This window comes from Pseudoxanthomonas mexicana (genome assembly GCF_010093385.1).
In the GTDB taxonomy this organism is placed as follows: Bacteria; Pseudomonadota; Gammaproteobacteria; order Xanthomonadales; family Xanthomonadaceae; genus Pseudoxanthomonas_A; species Pseudoxanthomonas_A mexicana.
Window position 1 is genome coordinate 1 of the sequence record NZ_PDWV01000061.1, and the last position, 20441, is coordinate 20441.

A 20441-nucleotide genomic window follows, 5' to 3' on the forward strand; every position below is an offset into this window, starting at 1 on the left:
GAACCCTAACCCGCCCACCCATGGACAGACCATCCTGTGCGAGAGCAAGAGCGGCGACGCCCGGCGCTGCACGCCGCCGTGGCGTGGCCAGTCGCGGCTGGTACGACAGATCTCCAACAGCCGCTGCGAAGAGGGTGCGACCTGGAGCTCGCAGGACGGCCTGATCACCGTATGGAAGGGCTGTCGCGGCGAATTCGCGCCGGGCGTGGCCGTCGGGGGCACGATCCGCTGCGAAAGCAACGATGGCCGCGGCCGCACCTGCCGCACGCCGTGGAGCGGCCATTCACGCCTGGTCCGGCAGTTGTCCAACGCCGCCTGCATCGAAGGGCGCAGCTGGCAATCGCAGCAGGGCCAGGTCTATGTCGGCAACGGCTGCCGTGCCGAGTTCGGTCCGCGCGCCGGTGGCAGTGGCGGCTCCAGCCACTACTCCGTCACCTGCAGCAGCGAAGACAACCGCCGCAAGACCTGCGCCTACGACCCGCGCCAGGGCCGGCCGATCCTGCTGCAACAGATCTCCAACACCAGCTGCCGCGAAGGCTACAGCTGGGGTTACGCCGGCAACCAGATCTGGGTGGATCGCGGCTGCCGTGGCCGCTTCGGGCCGCGCTGAGCGACCCTCAGCGGCTCAACCGTCGGCGCCCCACGGCGCCGACGGCGGTTCCACCGGCGTGGTGAGGTCGAATTCCACCCGGAACAAGCGGCCGTTCGGCCGGCTCAGTTCGTAGACGAAGGTCTTCGCGGGCACCAGTTCCATGGCCCAGGTGTTGTTGAGCGAAGCGTTCAGGCCTTCTCGCTTGAACATCGCCACCGATTCGGCATCCACGGGAAACGCCTGCCGCTGCGCCGTGCCGGCATCCACCGTGTCGCCGCCGTACATTGTCACCGCGTCGGGCTGGCCGTCCTGGCGCCTGTGATCGTGCTTCAGGCGCAGTCCCGTGGCGGTCCGGGTCAGCACCCAGGTACGCGAGCGGTCGTCGCCGACATGGGAAGGAATGCGGATCTCGCGCGTCGGGTCGTCGCAGCCCCGCACGTGCATGACCAGCGTCTTGCCCTCGAACGGATCGGGCGTGGCGGATGCGGGCTGGTTGGCGACGATGCGGGCGGCGTAGGCTTTGCCGCAGTGCGCCGCCACCGAGGTGAGGAACGCATCCACCGGCGCGATGGCGGGCGACGAGGCGCAGCCCGCACAACACACCGCCGCCAGTGCGACCAGATGATTCCTCATAGCAGCCCTTCCTGCTGATGCACCTTACACCGATCGACCTTAGGACGAGGATGGAGGTGTGGCCAGTTCGGATTTCATCTTCGCGGGTGTCGGTGTCATCCACGACCTTGCCGGTGATGAGGTGACGGGCTGGCGGGCATCGCGGGGCGACAGCGATGGTTCATCCTGATCCCCGCGCCCCCCCGCGTGATCCGAAGTCGCATCAACATCCAGGTCGTCTTTTTGCACGCCTGCATCACGAGCGACCCTCCACGCCCCACCCGCGACGTCTCCGCATGCTGGGCAATCATCATCGCGTTCGAACCGCGTCTCGTTACGTAGCGAGAGCAGCGGGATACGCGCACCGAAGCGACGGGGTCTGTCGAAGATCCCCGGGCGCCCAGAGGGCCGATCGAAGACCTGCGCCGCGCCTGTCGATGAGGCGGATGGCTCCATCTTCGGGAAAACGTCGATGCATTCGACGCTCTCGCACATCTCGAAGCCCAGCCGCGAATAGTCCCTGGCGATGGCGAAGCGCGGCTGTCCGGATGCATTGGGATCCGGATACCTGACCTGGTAGCGCTCCTCGACGCCGTAGTAACTGCCACGTGCAAGGGTGATTGGACGGAAGTAGCGGACCAACGCCGAACAGGAGATGGCGCCTGCGGCGATCACGGAGGGCGTGCAGCCGTTCACCTGGCGACTCGAGCCATCGGCATAGCGTGCGCTTGCGCGGACGTTATAAATGCCGAACCCCGTCATGCTCCAGCGCAGACTGTCGACACTGTCGCCGTAGTCGCCCTCCACGGAGTACTGGCTGGTACCGTCGGCCAGGCGGGAGAACGTCACCGAAATATCGGGTCCGAGGTAACTCGGCGCCTGCGCCTGCTGGAAGCCCGTGCGCCAATTCCCTAGGGGCTGGATGATCGAGGGTTGGCTCGCATCGAACTGGAGCAGGAGCGAGGGCGTCAGTCCCACCATTGTCTCGCCCTGCGTGGTGCCCTGCAGCGATCGCGACAGGAAAACCGTTGGTACCACCGAGCGTCCCACGGTTCCCGATTGGAGGCGCCAGAAGTGCGTCTGAGTTTGTCCATTGTCGATGGTGAGTCGCGTCCCGTTGTCGATCGTGACGCCGAATGGCGTCGATCCCCACGGCACCATGGGCTCACCATCATCCGTCAGGGGCATCCCTTGCTCGGTCGTGTAGCCGCTACCGTTCGCGCCAAACCTGTGCAGCGGGTACCCGCATACTCCCACGCGCTCGGGCAGCAGCGTCCCCGGTTCGATGCAGAGCCAGGGAAGCGAAAACTGCAGGCTCGAGAATGACCATGCGCTCGCCCTGACCCAACCGTCGAGATCCGTCCCCGACAGCACGCGGTACTCGGTGACGGATACCGGGGGTGCGCCGGCCGACCCTACGTCGAGGTCGACCCACTCCGACTTCAGGACCCACAGACTGATCCCGCCCGAGCGTGCCAGTCGCCGCAGTACGTGGCCTTGAGAAATGCGCTGCACAACGCTGACGTCAGGGAAGGTGCGCTCATAGCGACGCGACACGGTCGTCGTGGGCGTCAGGATGATCTGGCCCGCCCCATCGAGAGAGATCAGGTAGTTGGGACTGGAGAGCGGTTGATCTTCGTGGAAATTGACCGATCCGTCCGCCATGCGTTCGAGCAGGCGCGTGGTTCCGGTGTATCCCGGGTACTGGGTGACCGACAGCCCGCCGAGCATCAGCATGCGCGCGGGCAACTCACCCAGACCGCTGACAGGTGCTCCTCCCTCGTTTTCGAAGAGGTAGCCGGACCAATCCTCCCGGGGCGGCAAATGCGGCCAGGAGTGGAAGGCTTCACGATCGGCGGTGAAGGCATATCCCTCCTGATAGCCTGCAGGAAGTGGCAGCTCGCCCGTCGCGATTCCATGCAACGCATAAGCCAGGGCATCCAACCCGTCGTGACCGACCGCGCGCGCGGTCTGGTCGAGCTCGAGATCAGTTGCGGGTGGCCTGCCCAGCGCATACTCCGCATGGCGCGCCAGCGCCGTGGTAAAGGGTGAGACCCGCAGCGCGGAATGCTCATGGACGTCCAGCTGCCGATCGTCCGCTGCCAATACTGACAAACGAGACAGGCTTCCCAGCAAACTGGACTGCCGCCCCTTGCTGGAACGCGCCTCGACCGAGACCATGCGCTCCACGTCCATCAGGAAGACGGTGGCCTCCCACCGCCGCCCCTGGACGCTGGCGGGAATCACTTCCGTACCGACGCGTAGCTGCAGCGACTGCAGAGAGTCACCGGCAGCCAGCGCCGCTACGTCTCCCACGATCCTGAGCTTGGCCGGTGGCAATAGCGGCTGCGAGCCTCGCATGAGCAAGGCTCCAGCAGGTGGCGCCCCTTGAGAAGATCCTTGCGGAACCGACAACGACAACGTCGCGACCCCTGCAACGGCCACCATCGCACCCATCACCCATATGGCCAGACCGGCCATCCCTGCCTTCGACATCGCCCCCTCCTGATTGGGCGGCCCACTCGCGTCGATCGACGCTTCCCCGGGGCCGCAGGATGAGGCTACCGCGGCCGCGTGGCCGGCGTCGAGTGCAGGGCCGGCAGAGGCGAGGTCAGGACGAAGGCGTCGCGGGCTTAGATTCCGTCTTGGCCGGCGCGCTTTCGGTCTTCGCGGGCGCAGACTCGGCCGACTTGGATTCACCGGACGGCTTCGCGCCTTCGCCACCGTCGGCCAGGTTGCGCTTCTTGTCGCCGTCCTTCTTGAAGTCGGTTTCGTACCAGCCGCTGCCGGCCAGACGGAACGCCGGCGCCGTCACCTGCCGCTTCACCGTCGACTGCCCGCAGGAGGGACAGGTGTCGGGATCGGGGTCGGACAGCTTCTGCAGACGGTCGAAGCGGTGGCCGCACTGGGTGCATTCGAAGGCGTAGATGGGCATGGCAGTCGATCGTGGAGGGCTAACGGGAATAACGGGAACGGGAGGCTGTGTGGGGACGGCCGGCGGGCGAATCAAGCCTCGTTGTACAGTGCCGACCAGGCTTCCTCGGCCTTGGCCAGCTGTTGCTGCAGATCTTCCCGCTCGCGGCCCAGGCGCGCGGCGAGGTCGGCGTCGGCATACGTCTTCGGTTCGGCCAGGCGCGCATCCACCTCCGCCAGCTGGCCTTCCAGCTCGGCGACCCTGGCTTCGGCGGCGGCCAGCTTGACCGGATTGACCTTGCGCGCCGGGGCGGGCGTGGCCTTCGGTGCGGGTGCCGGCTCGCTGCGCAGCGGCTTGCTGCCCTGCGCGGAAGCCCGCGTGCGCAACCAGGCCGCGTATTCGTCCAGGTCGCCGGCGAAGGGCTCGACCACGCCGTCGGCCACGCGCCAGAACGTGTCGCAGACCAGGCCGATCAGGTGGCGGTCGTGCGACACCATCACGATGGCGCCGTCGAAGTCGCTGAGCGCTTCGGCCAGCGCTTCGCGCATTTCCAGGTCAAGGTGGTTGGTCGGTTCGTCCAGCAGCAGCACGTTGGGCTGCTGCCAGGCGATCAGTGCCAGCGCCAGGCGCGCACGTTCGCCGCCTGAAAAGCCGTCGACGGGCTCGAACGCGCGGTCGCCGGGGAAATTCCATTTGCCCAGGAAATCGCGGAAGGACTGGTTGCTGGCATCGGGCGAGATGTCGCGGAAATGGTCCATCGGCGACTGGCCTTCATGCAGCGACTCCACCGTGTGCTGGGCGAAGTAGCCGATGCGCAGGTCCGGGTGCGCCATGCGGTCGCCGGCCATCGTCGGCAGTTCGCCCACCAGCGTCTTCACCAGCGTGGTCTTGCCCGCGCCGTTGGGGCCGAGCAGGCCGATGCGCTGGCCCGCCTCCAGGCCGAAGCCGACATCGTGCAGGATCACCGCATCGGGCCCATAACCGGCTTCGACGTGGTTCAGACGGATCAGCGAGAACGGCAGCTTCGCTGGCTCGGCGAACTCGATGCGGAATTCGCGCTCGGCGCGCACCGCCTCGGTGCCGGCCAGCTTGGCCAGGCGCTTCATGCGGCTCTGCGCCTGCGCCGCCTTGGACGCCTTGGCCTTGAAGCGGTCGATGAAGCTCTGCAGGTGGGCGCGCTCGGCCTGTTCCTTCTCGTGCGCAATCTGCTGCTGGCGCAGCTGCTCGGCGCGCTGGCGCTCGAAATCGGGGTAGCCGCCGGTATAGAGCTTGGCGCCGCCGCCGTGCAGGTGCAGGGTGTGGGTGGCGACGTTGTCGAGGAACTCGCGGTCATGCGAGATCAACAGCAGCGTGCCGGGATACTTCAGCAGCCACTGCTCCAGCCAGAGCACCGCGTCCATGTCCAGGTGGTTGGTCGGCTCGTCCAGCAGCAGCAGGTCGCTGGGCATCATCAGGGCACGCGCCAGGTTCAGGCGTACGCGCCAGCCGCCGGAGAACGACGACACCGGTCGGTGGTGCGTGTCGGCCGGAAAGCCCAGGCCGTGCAGCAGCTTGCCGGCGCGCGCCTCGGCGTCGTAGGCGCCGAGTTCGGCCATCTTCTGGTGCGCGTTGGCGACCGCCTCCCAGTCTTCCCGCGCGGTGGCCTCGGCTTCGGCCTGCAGCACGGCGGCGACTTCGGTGTCGCCACCGAGCACGAACGACAGGGCCGGGGCCGGCAGCGAGGGGGTTTCCTGCGCGACGCTGGCGATGCGTACCTTGCCAGGCAGGTCGAGGTCGCCCTTGTCGGCCTCCAGCTCGCCCTGCACGGCGGCGAACAGGCTGGACTTGCCCGCACCATTGCGACCCACCACGCCGACGCGGTAACCCGCATGCAGGGTGAGGTCGACGTTGGACAGCAGCAGGCGCTCACCACGGCGGAGCGCGAAATTACGAAGGGCGATCAAGAAACAACCTACGGGGATTTGGGAGAAGCGGCCGCGTAGTTTATCGATAGCACTCCCACTCGACGTTGTTAAGAAACCATTGACACGCCCATCAGCGGCCTGATAACCAGAGTGTGTGCCGCCTAAGTCCATGGTTTCAAAGGAAACTTTGCAAGCCCTGATCCACTTGAAGTCGCACTTCGCCGTTTTTCCGGAGCCCCCCATGATCCGCACCCGCTCACCCCTGACCATCGCCATCGCCATCGCCCTGGCCCTGGTCGCCCCCGCCACCTTCGCGCAGGAGTCGGCTCCCTCCGACGCCCGCACGCTGGACACCCTGATCGTCACCGGCACCCGCGTCAGCGACCGTACGGTCGCCGAATCGCAGTCGCCCATCGACATCATCACCCCCGAGGCCCTGCAGGCCACCGGCACCATCGAACTGGCGACTGCGCTGGCACGTGCGCTGCCCTCGCTCAACTTCCCGCGCCCGGCGGTCACCGACGGCACCAGCGGCGTGCGCCCGGCGCAATTGCGTGGCCTGTCGCCCGACCAGGTGCTGATCCTGGTCAACGGCAAGCGCCGCCACATCTCGGCCCTGGTCAATGTCAATGGCACGATCGGCCGTGGCTCGTCGGCGGTCGACCTCAACGCGATCCCGGTGTCGGCGATCGAACGCGTGGAGGTGCTGCGCGACGGCGCTTCGGCGCAGTACGGCTCCGACGCGATCGCCGGCGTGGTCAACGTGGTGCTGAAGGGCGCCGGCAAGGGCGGTTCGCTGGTGGCGGACGTGGGCGGCTACTCCGCCGGCGACGGACGCCAGTACCAGCTCTCCGGCGAGACCGGCGTGTCGTTCGGCGAAGGCCGCGGGTTCGTGCATGTGGCCGGCCAGCTGACGACCCAGGACGAAACCAACCGCGCCGGTCCGTACCAAGGCACCGCACCGAACACCGGCAACAACCCCGACATCGGCGAAGTGGCCTATGTCTATGGCGATCCCAAGGTGGACGCCGGCGCGGTGTCGGCCAACGCCGGCTTCGCGTTCAGCGACAACGTGAGCGCCTACGCCACCGCGATCGCCAGCAACCGCGACATCACCTCGTTCGCGTTCTACCGCTCGCCCAACCACAGCAACCAGGGCACGCTGCTGGCCCAGGTCTATCCGGACGGCTACGTGCCCGAGATCAACCAGCTCTCGCAGGACCGGTCGCTGGTGGCCGGCGTCAAGGGCGACACCGAGAGCGGCTGGAAGTGGGATGTCAGCTACAACTACGGCTACAACCACCTCAAGTTCTACACCCAGAACAGCATCAACTACAGCCTGGGAACGTCCAGTCCCCACCGCTTCTATGACGGCGCGTTGGAGTACACCCAGAACGTGCTGAACGCCGATGTCAGCAAACCGCTGGAGATCGGCCTGGCCTATCCCGCCACCCTATCCTTCGGTGCAGAGTACCGACGCGAGAAGTGGAACCAGTCGCCGGGCGCACCGGATTCGTACACCAGCGGCGGCGCGCAGGGCTTTGGCGGCTTCACGCCCGCCAACGCGGTGCATTCCGACCGCGACAGCTACGCGGCTTACGCGGGCCTGGAAGCCGACCTGACCGAGAAGTTCTCCGCCGGCATCGCCGGCCGCTATGAGGACTATTCGGACTTCGGCAGCGAAGTGTCGGGCAAGCTGTCGGCGCGCTACGCCTTCAGCGACGCTGGGGCGTTGCGCGCCCCCGTGGCCAGCGGCTTCCGCGCGCCGGCATTGGCGCAGCAGTACTACCAGGTGGTGACCTCGCAGTACAACGCGAGCCTGGACCGCTTCTTCGAATCGGGCACCTTCCCCGCCACCAGCGCCGTTGCACAGGCACTGGGCGCGGACCCGCTGACCGCAGAGACCTCGCTGTCGTACGGTCTGGGCCTGGTACTGCAGCCGATGGACCGCCTGTACGTCACCATCGACGCTTACCAGATCGACGTCGACGACCGCATCGTCCTTTCGTCGAACCTGATCCTCGGCAGCAACGCCGCCGCACAGGCGCTGCTGGCCAGCCTGGGCGTCAACGGCGTCACCAGTGCACGCTACTTCACCAATGCCGCCGACACCCGCACGCGCGGCATCGACGTGATCGCGCAGTACACCGTGCCGCTGACCAACAGCAGCCTGAACCTCACCGCGGGCTACAACTACAACAAGACCGACATCCAGCGCGTCGCACCGAACCCATCGGAGCTGACTGCCCTGGGCGCCAATCTGGGGCGCATCGGCCGCGCCGAACAGGGTCGCATCGAGGAAGGCTATCCGCGCAACAAGACCACGCTGACCGCGGCCTGGAACCTGGCGCGCTGGGACTTCAACCTGGGCGCCACGCGCTACGGCGAATTCACCAGCCGGATCAGCGAAACCGGCAACTTCGCCAACGACCAGACCTACGGCGCGAAGTGGGTGTTCGACGCCTCGGCCCGCTTCCGCCCGACCGAGAACTGGGCGTTCACGCTGGGCGCGGACAACCTGCTGGACGAGTATCCGGACCGCACCATCTTCCCCAACGCGAACAGCGGCCAGTTCCCCTACAGCAGCCAGTCGCCGTTCGGTTTCAACGGCGCCTACGTGTACGGCCGCATCGCTTACACGTGGTAACGCGCATCCGCGCCTGAGCTCACCGGAACGCCCCGCCCCGTGCGGGGCGTTCCCGTTCTAGCGGCCCGTGAACGGCGGCACGCGCGCGCCGCCGGTTTGCCGCACGCAGGCCCCATCGGCGACACTCGACCGCTCACGCCGAGGAACCGCGCCGTTCGATGCACCATGACACCGACCTGATCAACATCATCGCGGTGGGCCTGGCCCTGGCCTTCGTGCTGGGCGCACTCGCGCACAGGCTGCGCCTGTCGCCGCTGGTCGGTTACCTGCTCGCCGGCATCTTCGTCGGCCCGTTCACGCCCGGCTTCGTGGCCGACCAGGAACTGGCCAACCAGCTGTCGGAACTGGGCGTGATGCTGCTGATGTTCGGCGTGGGCCTGCACTTCTCGCTACAGGACCTGCTGGAAGTCAAGGCGATCGCGATCCCCGGCGCCATCGCGCAGATCGCGGTCGCCACCGGCCTGGGCTGGGCGCTGGCCTGGGGCATGGGCTGGACGCCGCTCAACGGCTTCGTATTCGGCCTGGCGCTGTCGGTGGCCAGCACCGTGGTGCTGCTGCGTGCGATGGAGGACCGGCGCCTGTTGGAAACCCGGCGCGGCCGCATCGCGGTGGGCTGGCTGATCGTGGAGGACATCGCCATGGTGCTGGCGCTGGTGATGCTGCCGGTGCTGGCCGACACCTTCGGCGAAGCATCGGGCGACGAGCCGGCGAGCTTCGGCCGCTTCGTCGTGGCCATCGCCTGGACGCTGGTCAAACTGGGAGCGTTCGTGGCCTTCATGCTGCTGGTGGGCCGCCGGGTCATCCCATGGACCCTGGAGAAGATCGCCGCCACCGGCTCGCGCGAGCTGTTCACCCTGTCGGTCCTGGCGATCGCGCTGGGCGTGGCGTTCGGCTCGGCCACGCTGTTCGGCGTGTCTTTCGCGCTGGGTGCGTTCTTCGCCGGCATGCTGCTCAACGAATCGGAACTCAGCCACAAGGCCGCCAACGATTCCCTGCCGCTGCGCGACGCCTTCGCGGTGCTGTTCTTCGTCTCGGTGGGCATGCTGTTCAATCCGGCCATTCTGATCGCACATCCGTGGCAGGTACTGGCCACGTTCGGCATCATCGTGGTGGGCAAATCGCTGGCGGCGTTCTTCATCGTGCGCGCGTTCAAGCATCCCACCGGGACCGCCCTCACCATCTCGGTCAGCCTGGCGCAGATCGGCGAGTTCTCCTTCATCCTGGCCGCGCTGGGCGTGTCGCTGAAGATCCTGCCGCCGGACGGCCGCGACCTGATCTTGGCCGGCTCGCTGCTGTCGATCATCGCCAACCCGTTCCTGTTCTCCTGGCTGGACCGCTGGCAGAAGAAACAGGACGCCCTGGCGCCCGTGCCGGCCGAGCCGGAAGTACCTCCCGGCCCATCGTTGGACGTCACCGACCACGCCATCATCATCGGCTATGGACGGGTGGGCAGCGAACTGGCACGCGTGCTGCGCGACCGCGGCGTGCCACTAATCGTCATCGACGATAACGGCGACCACGTGGCGCGCGCGCACGATGCCGGCATCCCCGCGATCCGCGGCAGCGCCGCCGCCGACCGCGTACTGGCCGAAGCGCACCCCGAGCGCGCGAAGATCGCCGTGCTGGCGATCCCGCAGCCGCTGGAAGCCGGCGAAGCGCTGGCCAAGCTGCGCGCGATCAATCCGGCGCTGACGCTGCTCGCGCGCGCGCACAGCGAAGGCGAAGTGAAGCACCTGCTGGAACACGGCGCCGACGGCGCAGTGCTGGCCGAGCGCGAACTGGCGTTCTCGCTGGCGGAAATGGTGATGTCCACGCCGCCCTACCGCCCCCAGCGCGTCCCAGGCTGAGCCGGCGGCTCATCCGCCCGATGCCGTGGCCTCCGTCACGGCGTCGGACAGCACCTCGGCCAAGGGTCTGGGTTTGCCGTAAAGATAGCCCTGCACGCGCTGCACACCCAGGCGACGCAGGCAGAACTCGGTGTCCTCGTCCTCGACGAACTCGGCGACCGTCGCCGCGCCGAATGCCTTCGCCACCGCCACGGAGGCCTGCACCACCGCATAGTCCTTGCCGAGCTGGGCCACGTTGCGCACGAACGAACCGTCGATCTTGATCACGTCCACCGGCAGTTCTCGCAGCCGCGCGAAGCTCTGCATGCCCGTGCCGAAATCGTCGATGGCGATGCGGCATCCCAGCGCGCGCAGGTCGGTCAGCAGGTGGCTGGCGGCGGCGGTATTGGAGATGGCCGCGGTCTCGGTGACCTCGAAGCACAGTGCGCTCATCGGCAACGGCGAACCCGCCAGCAGGGTGCGCAGTTCCACCTGGAAGCTCATCGAGGCCAGGCTCTGTCCGGTCAGGTTGATCGCGATCTCCCGGCAATGCGGCAGGGCGGCGGGCGACTTGCGCAGCAGCCGGAACAGTGCGCGCATCACGGCCAGGTCCAGTTCGGCGCCCCGGCCCGCGGCCTCCAGCGGCGCCATGAACCTGGCCGGCGACATGATCTCGCCCCGCTCGTCCAGCAGCCGGCACAGCACTTCGCCGGTGAGCGCACGCGGATCGGCATCGCGCCCGTCCTCCAGCTCGCGGATCGGCTGGAAGTACAGGACGACACGCTCGTTGCGGAGACTGGCCAGTGCCTCGGTCGCGTCGTGCAACTGGCGGTGCTGGGTCTGGCGCAGATGGCTGTGGGCCGCATCGTGGTAACGGGGGCGCAACTCGCCGTGGTGGCGCGCCTCGAAGGCCAGGGGCGACGCAGTCACCACCGCGCGGGCCACCACCCGCGCATGCGAACCGTTGAATGCGGCGACGCCCAGATAGGGCAGCAGGCGGATCGGCCGGCCGCCGACATCGATCTCGGCGTGCTCGACCCGCGCGACCACCCGCTCCCACAGGTCCGGATCGCCCGCGTGCTGGGGCAGCAACGCGAACTGTCCGGTGCCCACGTAGTAGGTTTCCACCAGATCCTGCAGACGGCGTGCAGTGGCGTCCATCGCCTGTGCCTGCGTATCCAGCCCGAAGCCGGCCACCAGCGTGTCGGTCTGGTCGAGCAGCAGGTAGCCCAGCTCGGTACGCGCCAGGGGGCGTGAGACGCGCTCGCGCAGGGCCTTGAGGTTGGGCAGGCCGGTGACCTGGTCTCGCAGCGTCTCGGCCGACAGGCGCTCGGCCAGTTCCTGGCGATCCCGATGCGTCAGCCACAGGTACAGCATCACCAGCAGCAGGATGTTGAGCTCGAGGGTGACGTGCAGCAGATTGAAGAAGCCGACCGGGCTGTTCGCATACTCGGCCGTACCGGCCACCATGCCTACCAGCGTCAGCAGCGTTGCGGAGAGAGCCGCCATCGCCCAGTGGGACGGCAGGCGCAGCATGGCCCAACCCAGCACCAACAGCAGCGCGAAGCGGTAATCCATCAATACGAGCTGCGGATTTGTCCCGCCGGCCCCGAACACCTTCCGGACAAGCATGGTTGTCCACACGCTGACCGCCAACCCGGCTGCCAGCACGACAAGCCACAACCAGTGCGACGCATACGCCGTCCGCGGCACGGGATGGCCCCGTTCGCGCCACGCCACCATCACCGGCAGGGTCACCACGGCCACACCAAGTTGCTTGGCGAAGAACATCTGGAAGACCGTGCCCACCGCCGAGTCGGGTGTGGACAGCATGACGATGCTGAAACCCATCAGGGCCAGGACGAGCGGATACAGCAGCAGACCGATGCCGGCGAAGCGGACCAGGTCCCGCCGCATCACCCGTTGTCCGTCCGGACGCGGCCACTCCATCCAGCGAGCGCATGCCAGACTCCAGCCCAGCGCGAATGCGTACGTGGCCCCGCCCCAGAACAGCCCAGCACCCGGACGCCAGTCATTGAAGTACAACTGGCGTACGGTCCAGCCGGCGAACGTCAGCAGGAAGCAACCCGCGACCACCCTGCGATCGCGCTCCAGCAGGGCAATCGCGAACAACAGGCCTGCGTGCAGATGGATGAGCGATGCACCATCGGATACCTGGCCGAGGAAATCGATGCGGTAGCTCACGGGAACCTGCTGCAGCAGCAGGCATAGGCCGCCCAGTGCCACGGCCCTGGTGACCCACCCGGCACGCCTCAGGCGCTCGACATGATCGACGCTTGTCATTCCGACCGTCCCCCAGAACGCTGGCGCGACGTTTCTGCGCGGCCGGGCGAGTGTAGCGGACACCGCATGGCGCACAACAGCGCTCCCGGCGTCGGATCGCGCTGGATGCCGGTCACTGCACCGCAGCGGCGGGTGCCACGGCGACCGGCAGCCGCCGGGCAGCGATGGGCTCCGGACGCCCGAAGTGGTAGCCCTGTCCCCCCCTCCCACCCATGCCACGCAGCTGCTCGGCCAGGCTCGCGCTTTCGACATACTCGGCGACCGTGGTCAGACCATGGGCATCGGCCACGGCGATCGCCGCGCGCACGATCTCCAGGTCGCGCGACTGGCTCTGCATGTTGCGCACGAACTGGCCGTCGATCTTCAGGCTGTCCACCGGCACCTGCCGGAGGCGCTCGAAGTTCTGCATGCCGCTGCCGAAGTCGTCCAGGGACAGCGAGCAGCCGCGTGCGCGCAGGTCGTGGAACAGGCGCAACGCCGGCTCCTGGCTCGCGATCACCGCCGTTTCCGTCAGTTCGAAGCACAGCGCGGAGTGTGGCAGCGGCGACTGCCTCAGCAACTCGGCGAAACGTGCTCGGAACGATGCCGAAGCCACGCTCTTGCCGCTGAGGTTGATGCCGAGCCTGGCGACACCCGGAATCGCGAGCGGGTGCGTCCTCAGCCACTGGAACAGGCACTCGATCACCGCGATGTCCAACTCGGACGCGTGACCGCCCGCCTCGAGGTCGGCGATGAACTCGTTGGGGAACAACAGCCTGCCTTGCGCCGTACGCAGCCGGCACAGGACCTCGCCCTGGAACCCCGCCGAAGGCTGGCCGGCCAGGGCGACGATGGGTTGCACGTAAAGCTCCACCCTGCCGGCATGCACGCAGGCCAGCGCCTCGGCAGCGGCGACCAGCCGATGTCGCCGTGCCTGCGCATCGGGCCCGCCCGACGGACTGGGTTCGCAGGGCAATGGATTGTGTTCGCCCGCTTCCCGTGCACGCAGGGCGGCGTCGCACGCATTGGCCAGGCATTCGTCCAGTGCCTCCACGCCCGCCCGGTCGCAGGGTGCGACGCCCAGGTACGGACTTACCCGCAGCTGTGCGCCATGCCACTGGAACACGAACGCCTGCAGCCGTCTGAGGATCTCCTCCATCTTCCCGACACTGGCCCCGGCCTGTTCGGCGCCAAGCGGAAGCAGCACGAATTTGCCTCCCCCCATGTGGTACGGACGCGCCAGCGGCACCATTTCCCTGCCGATCTCCCGCAGCAGCTGCGACTGCGCGCGCCAGCCATAGCCTCCCAGCACGCGCTCAACCTGGTCCAGCAACAGGAAGCCCAGTACGGCAGGCCTCTCGGGCGATGTGCGCCAGGCCTCGCGCAGCGCGTGGGCATTGTCCAGGCCGCTGATCGCATCGTGTCGGCACATCGCACGAAGATGGTGGTACCGGTGCTTGCGCTCGCGGTTGAGCAGGAACAGCACGGCGAGGATCAACACCATGAAATTGCATTCGACCAGATGCGCCAGCAGGCCGACGACCTGCGGAGGAGACGCGGCCTGCCCGGCCTGATCGGTCAGGCCATGCAGCAGGACCAGATGCGTCAACGTCAGCAGGGGCATGGAGTACTCGACGCGCCACAGGAGCATCGCGATACCCAGCAGCACGCCCGCCAGCGCACGATAGTCGTAGACCACCTCCACCCATCGCAGGGCCGGCCGCGCTTCCAGCATGTGCGCCGCCAACACGCTCAGGCAAAGCCACGTCATCACCGCCACCCAACGACCACGGAGGGCGCGCCGCAAGCGGTCGTCGGTCCACAGCAGCAGGAACGGTAGCGTCACGACGCCCACACCCACATGCTTGGCCAGCCAGAGTTGTACCGCCGTATTGGCGACGGCAGCAGGCGCTTGGCCATGGGTCCAGGCCACCAGGGCCGACAACAGCGTCCAACCGGTGGGAAACAGGAACAGGCTGACCGCGGCGTAGCGGAAGATCCCCGACACCTTCAGGCGGTGGGCGCCCCGGAAGGGTCCGCCCGCCCTGTGGGCGCACCATTCGGTCCAGCGCCACTGCAACACCATGGCGACCGCGAACCCGGCCGCATAGGACTCGGTGGGCGCCTCCAGCCGGGCGCGCCACCACCAATGCAGGAAGCTGGTGAGGAAGGCCGTGGCGAGCACGCGCCGATCGCCTCCCAGCAAGGCGACGCCCAGCAGCAGGCCTGCGTGCGCATGCAGCAGCGAGGCCTCACCGGTCGAGTATGCGTGATGGAAAAAGCGCGCGCTGTATTCGACACCGACACTCTGGAGTAACCAGCAGGCAAACGAGACCACACACGCGTCCACCCACCAAGCGCGACGTCGCGTAACCATCGTTGCGTCTCCTCCCCCCGGGTGACGCCCCTGCGAACAAGCCCCCGCTCTCCGCATCGCGCCGGAGCCGACGTTACTCCGCCGTCGACGACAATGCGATAAGCGCGACGCTAATGTGAGTCGGTCATGCGCGCGTCGGCCGTCGCGACCGATTTCGAGGTGCGGCCGCATGCGCGGTCCGCACCCGATGCCCGACCTCTACACCTTGGTCGTGCGCGGCCCGGCGGCAGGAGTCACGACGTCGACGCGCTCCGTTCGAAATGCAGCTGCCCGCCCTCGGCACGCACGCGCACGGTATCGCCCGCGCCGAACTCGCCCGCCAGGATCTTCTGCGCCAGCGGGTTCTCCAGCTGCGCCTGGATCGCGCGCTTCAGCGGCCGTGCGCCGTACACTGGATCGAAACCGACGTTGCCCAGCAGCGCCAGCGCCGAATCGTCCAGCTCCAGCACGATCTGGCGTTCGGCCAGGCGCTTGGCCAGGTAACGCGTCTGGATGCGGGCGATCTCGCGGATCTGCGCCTTGTCCAGCGGGTGGAACACCACGATGTCGTCCAACCGGTTGATGAACTCGGGCCGGAAGTGCGCCTGCACCACGCCCATCACCGCCGCCTTCATCTGCGTGTAGCTTTCGGGCGTGTCGTCCGACAGCTCCTGGATAAGACTGGAACCGAGGTTGGACGTCATCACGATGACCGTGTTGCGGAAGTCCACCGTGCGGCCCTGGCCGTCGGTCAGGCGACCGTCGTCCAGCACCTGCAGCAGGATGTTGAACACGTCCGGGTGCGCCTTTTCCACTTCGTCCAGCAGGATCACGCTGTACGGACGACGGCGCACGGCCTCGGTCAGGTAGCCGCCTTCCTCGTAGCCCACATAGCCCGGAGGCGCGCCGATCAGGCGGCTGACCGCGTGCTTCTCCATGAACTCGCTCATGTCGATGCGGACCATCGCGTCGCTGCTGTCGAACAGGAACTCCGCCAGCGCCTTGCAGAGCTCGGTCTTGCCCACGCCGGTGGGACCCAGGAACAGGAACGAGCCGCTGGGGCGGTTGGGATCGGACAAGCCGGCGCGCGAACGGCGCACCGCATCGGACACGACCTTGATCGCCTCTTCCTGGCCGATGACCCGGCCGCGCAGCGACTGCTCCATCTGCAGCAGTTTCTCGCGCTCGCCCTCCAGCATCTTGCTTACCGGGATGCCGGTCCAGCGGCTGACGACCTCGGCGATCTCCTCGTCGGTGACCTTGTCCTGCAGCAGGCGGAAGCCCTTCTGCTCGGCCTCCTGCGCCGCCGCCAGCTGCTTCTCCAGTTCCGGCAGCTGGCCATACTGCAGCTCGCTCATGCGCGCGTAGTCCTGCTTGCGCTGCGCGGCCTCCAGCTCCAGTTTCACGCGCTCGATCTGCTCCTTGATCTTGGTCGCACCGGTCAACGTAGCCTTCTCGGCCTTCCAGATCTCTTCCAGGTCGTTGAACTCGCGCTGCAGCGATTCGATCTCGGTTTCCAGATCGGCCAGGCGCTGCTTCGACTGCGCGTCCTTTTCCTTCTTCAGCGCCTCGCGCTGGATCTTGAGCTGGATCAGCCGGCGCTCCATCCGGTCCATCTCCTCCGGCTTGGAGTCGATCTCCATGCGGATGCGGCTGGCGGCTTCGTCCATCAGGTCGATGGCCTTGTCCGGCAGCTGGCGGTCGGCGATGTAGCGGTGGCTCAGCGTGGCGGCGGCGACGATGGCGGGGTCGGTGATCTCTACGCCGTGATGCACGGCGTATTTTTCCTTCAGCCCGCGCAGGATGGCGATGGTGTCCTCAACGCTGGGTTCGCCGACGAATACCTTCTGGAAGCGGCGCTCCAGCGCGGCATCCTTCTCCACGTACTTGCGGTATTCGTCCAGCGTGGTGGCGCCGATGCAGTGCAGTTCGCCGCGCGCCAGCGCGGGCTTGAGCATGTTGCCGGCGTCCATCGAACCTTCGGCCTTGCCGGCGCCGACCATGGTGTGCAGTTCATCGATGAAGAGGATGATCTGGCCTTCGTTCTTGGCCAGGTCGTTGAGCACGGCCTTCAGACGCTCCTCGAATTCGCCGCGGAACTTGGCGCCGGCGATCAGCGCGCCCATGTCCAGCGACAGCACGCGCTTGCCGCGCAGGCCTTCGGGTACTTCCCCGTTGACGATACGCTGGGCCAGGCCCTCGACGATGGCGGTCTTGCCCACGCCCGGCTCGCCGATCAGCACCGGATTGTTCTTGGTGCGGCGCTGCAGGACCTGGATGGTGCGGCGGATTTCCTCGTCGCGACCGATCACCGGGTCCAGCTTGCCGGACTCGGCGCGCGCGGTCAGGTCGATGGTGTACTTCTCCAGCGCCTGGCGCTGGTCTTCGGCGTTCTCGGATTGCACTTTCTCCCCCCCGCGCAGACGGTCGATGGCGGCACGCAGCTTCTGCTTGTCGGCGCCGCTGGCCTTCAGCTCCTGGCCGGCGGCCCCGCTGTCGTCCAGCGCGGCCAGCAGGAACCACTCGCTGGCGATGTAGGTATCGCCGCTGTCCTGTGCCAGCTTGTCGGTGACATTGAGCAGGCGCGCCAGGTCGTTGCCGATGGACAGGTTGCCGGCCTGCCCGGTCACCTTCGGCAACTTGTCGAGCGCCTCGCCCAGCCGCTCGCGCAACACGGGCACGTTGACGCCGGCCTGCGCCAGCAGCGGGCGCGTGCTGCCGCCCTGCTGCTCCAGCAGTGCGGTCAGCACGTGCACCGGCTCGATCATGGTGTGGTCGCGGCCCACGGCCAGCGACTGCGCGTCGGCCAGCGCCTGCTGGAAACGCGAGGTCAGTTTGTCCATCCGCATCGGGAGAACCTCAAGGTAGAAGGGGCCGGCGAACCCGGCCGATGCTACCCAGATGCGGTTAAGCGGCGGTGTTTCAAGGCCTGCTAGAACCGGGTTCACCGTAGGTGGGCCTTGGCCCACCGTCTTCGCGACACCCGGAACGGCGAGCCTGGGCCCGCCCTACGCCTTCTTCTGCAGGGACAATGCGCCCAGCAGCACGGCCAGCGCGGCGTAGGCCCCGGCGAACTGCCAGAGGATGGTCGCGCGCAGCCCTTCGACGTCCCAGGGCAGGTAGATGCCGCCGCGCGGATCCACCGAATGGATGATGCCGAACAGCGTCAGCAGCGCACCCACCAGCAGCGCGACGACCGCGCGTCCGTTGCGGCCGTCGATCATCGCCACCAGCGCGGTGGTCCAGATCATCGCGGTGATGATGAACCCGTTGCCCAGGGTGACGATGGTGGCCAGGTCCGGCAGCCCATGCCCGTCGACGCCTTCGTACAGGCCAGCGAAGTGGTCCGGCGCGATCCACGCCGGGTTGCCGAACTTGATCGTCAGCAGGTAAGCCACCGACGGCAGGAAGCCCAGCGCCACCGCGATGGCGTGCTTGCGCGGGGTTTCGGTGAATGCCTGCACGGTGATGTCCAGGCCCACGTAGACGATGATCGGCGCCAGCACCGCCACCGGCAGCCACTGCACCAGGCCCGACACGTAGCCGAGCACGCCGCCGAGGCCGATGAAGATCCCCGTCAGCAGCGTGTAGCCCTTGCGCGCGCCCATGTGCTTGTACGCGGGCTGGCCGATGTACGGCGTGGTCTGCGCCACGCCGCCACAGACACCGGCGACCAGCGTGGACACCGCTTCGGCCAGCAGCACGTCGCGCGTGCGGTAGTCGTCGCCCGCAGCGCGCGCGCTCTCGCTGACGTTGATGCCGCCCACGACCATCAGCAGTCCGAACGGCAGCAGCAGCGGGAGGTACGGCACGGTGTAGGCCAGGCCATCCAGCCAACCCAGCGTGGGCAGCGGCAGGGTCAGCGCGAGCGGCACCGCCTCGGGCACCTTGAAACCCGGCGCACCCAGGCCGGCCAGGCCCAGCCCGTAATACAGCGCGGTGCCGACGATGAAGGCCAGCAGCACGCCTGGAATCTTCACCGGCAGCCTGCCCTTCGCCACCAGCACGTACAGCAGCAGTCCGAAGGTGACGAAGCCGACGATGGGCTGGCGCAGCGTCTCGATCAGCGGCAGGAAGCCCAGCAGCGTCAGCGCCGCGCCACCGATGGAGCCCAGCAGGCCGGCACGCGGCACCGCCCGCGTGACCGCATCGCCGAAGAACGACAGACCAGCTTCAGCACGCCCATCACCACCAGCGAGGCCATGCCGAGCTGCCACGTCGCGTTGGCCGCCGCCTGTTCGTCCAGGCCCGCCTGCTTGAAGCCGACGAACGCCGGGCCCAGCACCAGCAGCGCCATGCCGATGCTGGTGGGCGCGTCCAGGCCCAGCGGCATCGCGGTGACGTCGTCGCGCCCGGTCTTCGCCGCCAGGCGATGCGCCATCCATGTATAGATCAGGTTGCCGACCAGCACGCCCAGCGCGGTGCCCGGGAACATGCGGGTGAACACCACCTCGGCGGGGAACTGGAAGATGCCGATCAGCGCGGCGGCGATGAAGCCGAGGATGGACAGGTTGTCCACCACCAGGCCGAAGAAACCGTTGAGGTCGCCGGGGACGAACCAGCGGCGCACGGGAGAAGCCGATGCGGTCATGGAGGCAGGAATCAGTGGGGTGGGCGGAAGTCCGCCAGCATAAGCGCCAGCACCGACGGCGGGCGCACCGGCTTCAGAACGATACGTCCACGGCATGCCGCGACCACAGCACCGATTGGTGGCCGGTGGCCTGCTTCCACGCCAGGCGGATCGCCTCGATGTCGGCCCGGCGCTGCGGCGTGTCCTCGTGCAGGACCACCAGCACCTTGGTCTTCAGCCGGTTGGGTTCCTTCGCGCCGCGGAACAGCCACTGGCCGTAGGCGTCGAACACGGTCAGGCCATCGGGGAAGCGCGCGGTGACTTCCTTGTCCAGGAAGGCGCGCCACGTCGCCTCGCTGATCGGCTCGGCCTGGGGACGGTCGGCCGGTCCCGTCTCTTCCCCCACGCCGAAGTACAGCTCGCTGCGCACCCAGCCGTTCGCGCTGGCCGGACGCAGCGCATCGCCTTCCAGCGCGGCGGTGGTGGCAGGGGCCGGCGCGACGGGCGGCGTGGACGCACATCCGGCCAGCGCGAGAAGGACCAGCAACCAGACAACACGATGGGACATGGGGAAGACCTCATGGAAGAAGGACAGGATGGAGCACGCCACCGCGATGGCCATATGACGCGACGGCATAAGGTGATGGACAGCGGAGATGACACACGGCCCGCCGTGGCGGCTAATATATCGCTTCATCGCAATATAGCGATAGACTTTATTCCGCCCCTCCCCTCGC

11 protein-coding genes and 1 pseudogene are annotated in these 20441 nt (G+C 67.5%); 3 read left to right on the forward strand and 9 right to left on the reverse strand.

What is annotated here, in order from left to right:
* Positions 1-610 (forward strand): DUF3011 domain-containing protein (locus CSC76_RS16470; RefSeq protein WP_162111057.1); only part of this gene is annotated, 610 nt, incomplete at its 5' end.
* Positions 611-625: 15 nt separating this feature from the next.
* On the opposite strand, the gene CSC76_RS16475 is transcribed toward CSC76_RS16470, so the two are convergent.
* The 4 genes from CSC76_RS16475 to CSC76_RS16490 form a co-directional block, all read right to left on the reverse strand.
* A complete protein-coding gene (locus CSC76_RS16475) occupies positions 626-1225 on the reverse strand; it encodes a hypothetical protein (protein ID WP_162111058.1) in 600 nt (199 codons plus the stop codon).
* Between the two features lie 39 nt (positions 1226-1264).
* On the reverse strand, positions 1265-3700 hold the full coding sequence (locus tag CSC76_RS16480; protein ID WP_162111059.1) for a hypothetical protein: 2436 nt from the start codon (positions 3698-3700) through the stop codon (positions 1265-1267).
* A 115-nt stretch (positions 3701-3815) separates the two neighbouring features.
* Positions 3816-4139: an FmdB family zinc ribbon protein gene (locus CSC76_RS16485; protein WP_162111060.1), complete on the reverse strand. Its 324-nt coding sequence runs from the start codon at positions 4137-4139 to the stop codon at positions 3816-3818.
* A gap of 71 nt (positions 4140-4210) precedes the next feature.
* On the reverse strand, positions 4211-6061 hold the full coding sequence (locus tag CSC76_RS16490; protein ID WP_162111061.1) for an ABC-F family ATP-binding cassette domain-containing protein: 1851 nt from the start codon (positions 6059-6061) through the stop codon (positions 4211-4213).
* A 202-nt stretch (positions 6062-6263) separates the two neighbouring features.
* Here CSC76_RS16490 and CSC76_RS16495 point away from each other — a divergent pair, with 202 nt between their 5' ends.
* Both CSC76_RS16495 and ybaL read left to right on the forward strand, forming a co-directional pair.
* Positions 6264-8669: a TonB-dependent receptor plug domain-containing protein gene (locus tag CSC76_RS16495; protein WP_162111062.1), complete on the forward strand. Its 2406-nt coding sequence runs from the start codon at positions 6264-6266 to the stop codon at positions 8667-8669.
* 158 nt (positions 8670-8827) lie between these two features.
* Positions 8828-10516, forward strand: coding sequence for a YbaL family putative K(+) efflux transporter (gene ybaL / locus CSC76_RS16500; protein ID WP_162111063.1), 1689 nt, complete (start codon positions 8828-8830; stop codon positions 10514-10516).
* 9 nt (positions 10517-10525) lie between these two features.
* Here the strand turns inward: ybaL and CSC76_RS16505 are convergent, their stop codons facing one another.
* From CSC76_RS16505 to CSC76_RS16525, 5 genes and pseudogenes are all read right to left on the reverse strand, one after another.
* Positions 10526-12799 (reverse strand): EAL domain-containing protein, encoded by a 2274-nt coding sequence (locus CSC76_RS16505; RefSeq protein WP_162111064.1) that lies wholly within the window; start codon positions 12797-12799, stop codon positions 10526-10528.
* Positions 12800-12911: 112 nt separating this feature from the next.
* Entirely contained in the window at positions 12912-15155 is a 2244-nt protein-coding gene (locus CSC76_RS16510; protein WP_162111065.1) for an EAL domain-containing protein, read from the reverse strand.
* A gap of 233 nt (positions 15156-15388) precedes the next feature.
* Complete coding sequence (gene clpB, locus CSC76_RS16515) at positions 15389-17983, reverse strand: ATP-dependent chaperone ClpB (protein WP_162111066.1); 2595 nt, start codon at positions 17981-17983, stop codon at positions 15389-15391.
* A gap of 159 nt (positions 17984-18142) precedes the next feature.
* Positions 18143-19725, reverse strand: a pseudogene (locus CSC76_RS16520) (hypothetical protein).
* Positions 19726-19798: 73 nt separating this feature from the next.
* Positions 19799-20272, reverse strand: coding sequence for a DUF3574 domain-containing protein (locus tag CSC76_RS16525; RefSeq protein WP_142125734.1), 474 nt, complete (start codon positions 20270-20272; stop codon positions 19799-19801).
* Positions 20273-20441: the final 169 nt, after the last annotated feature.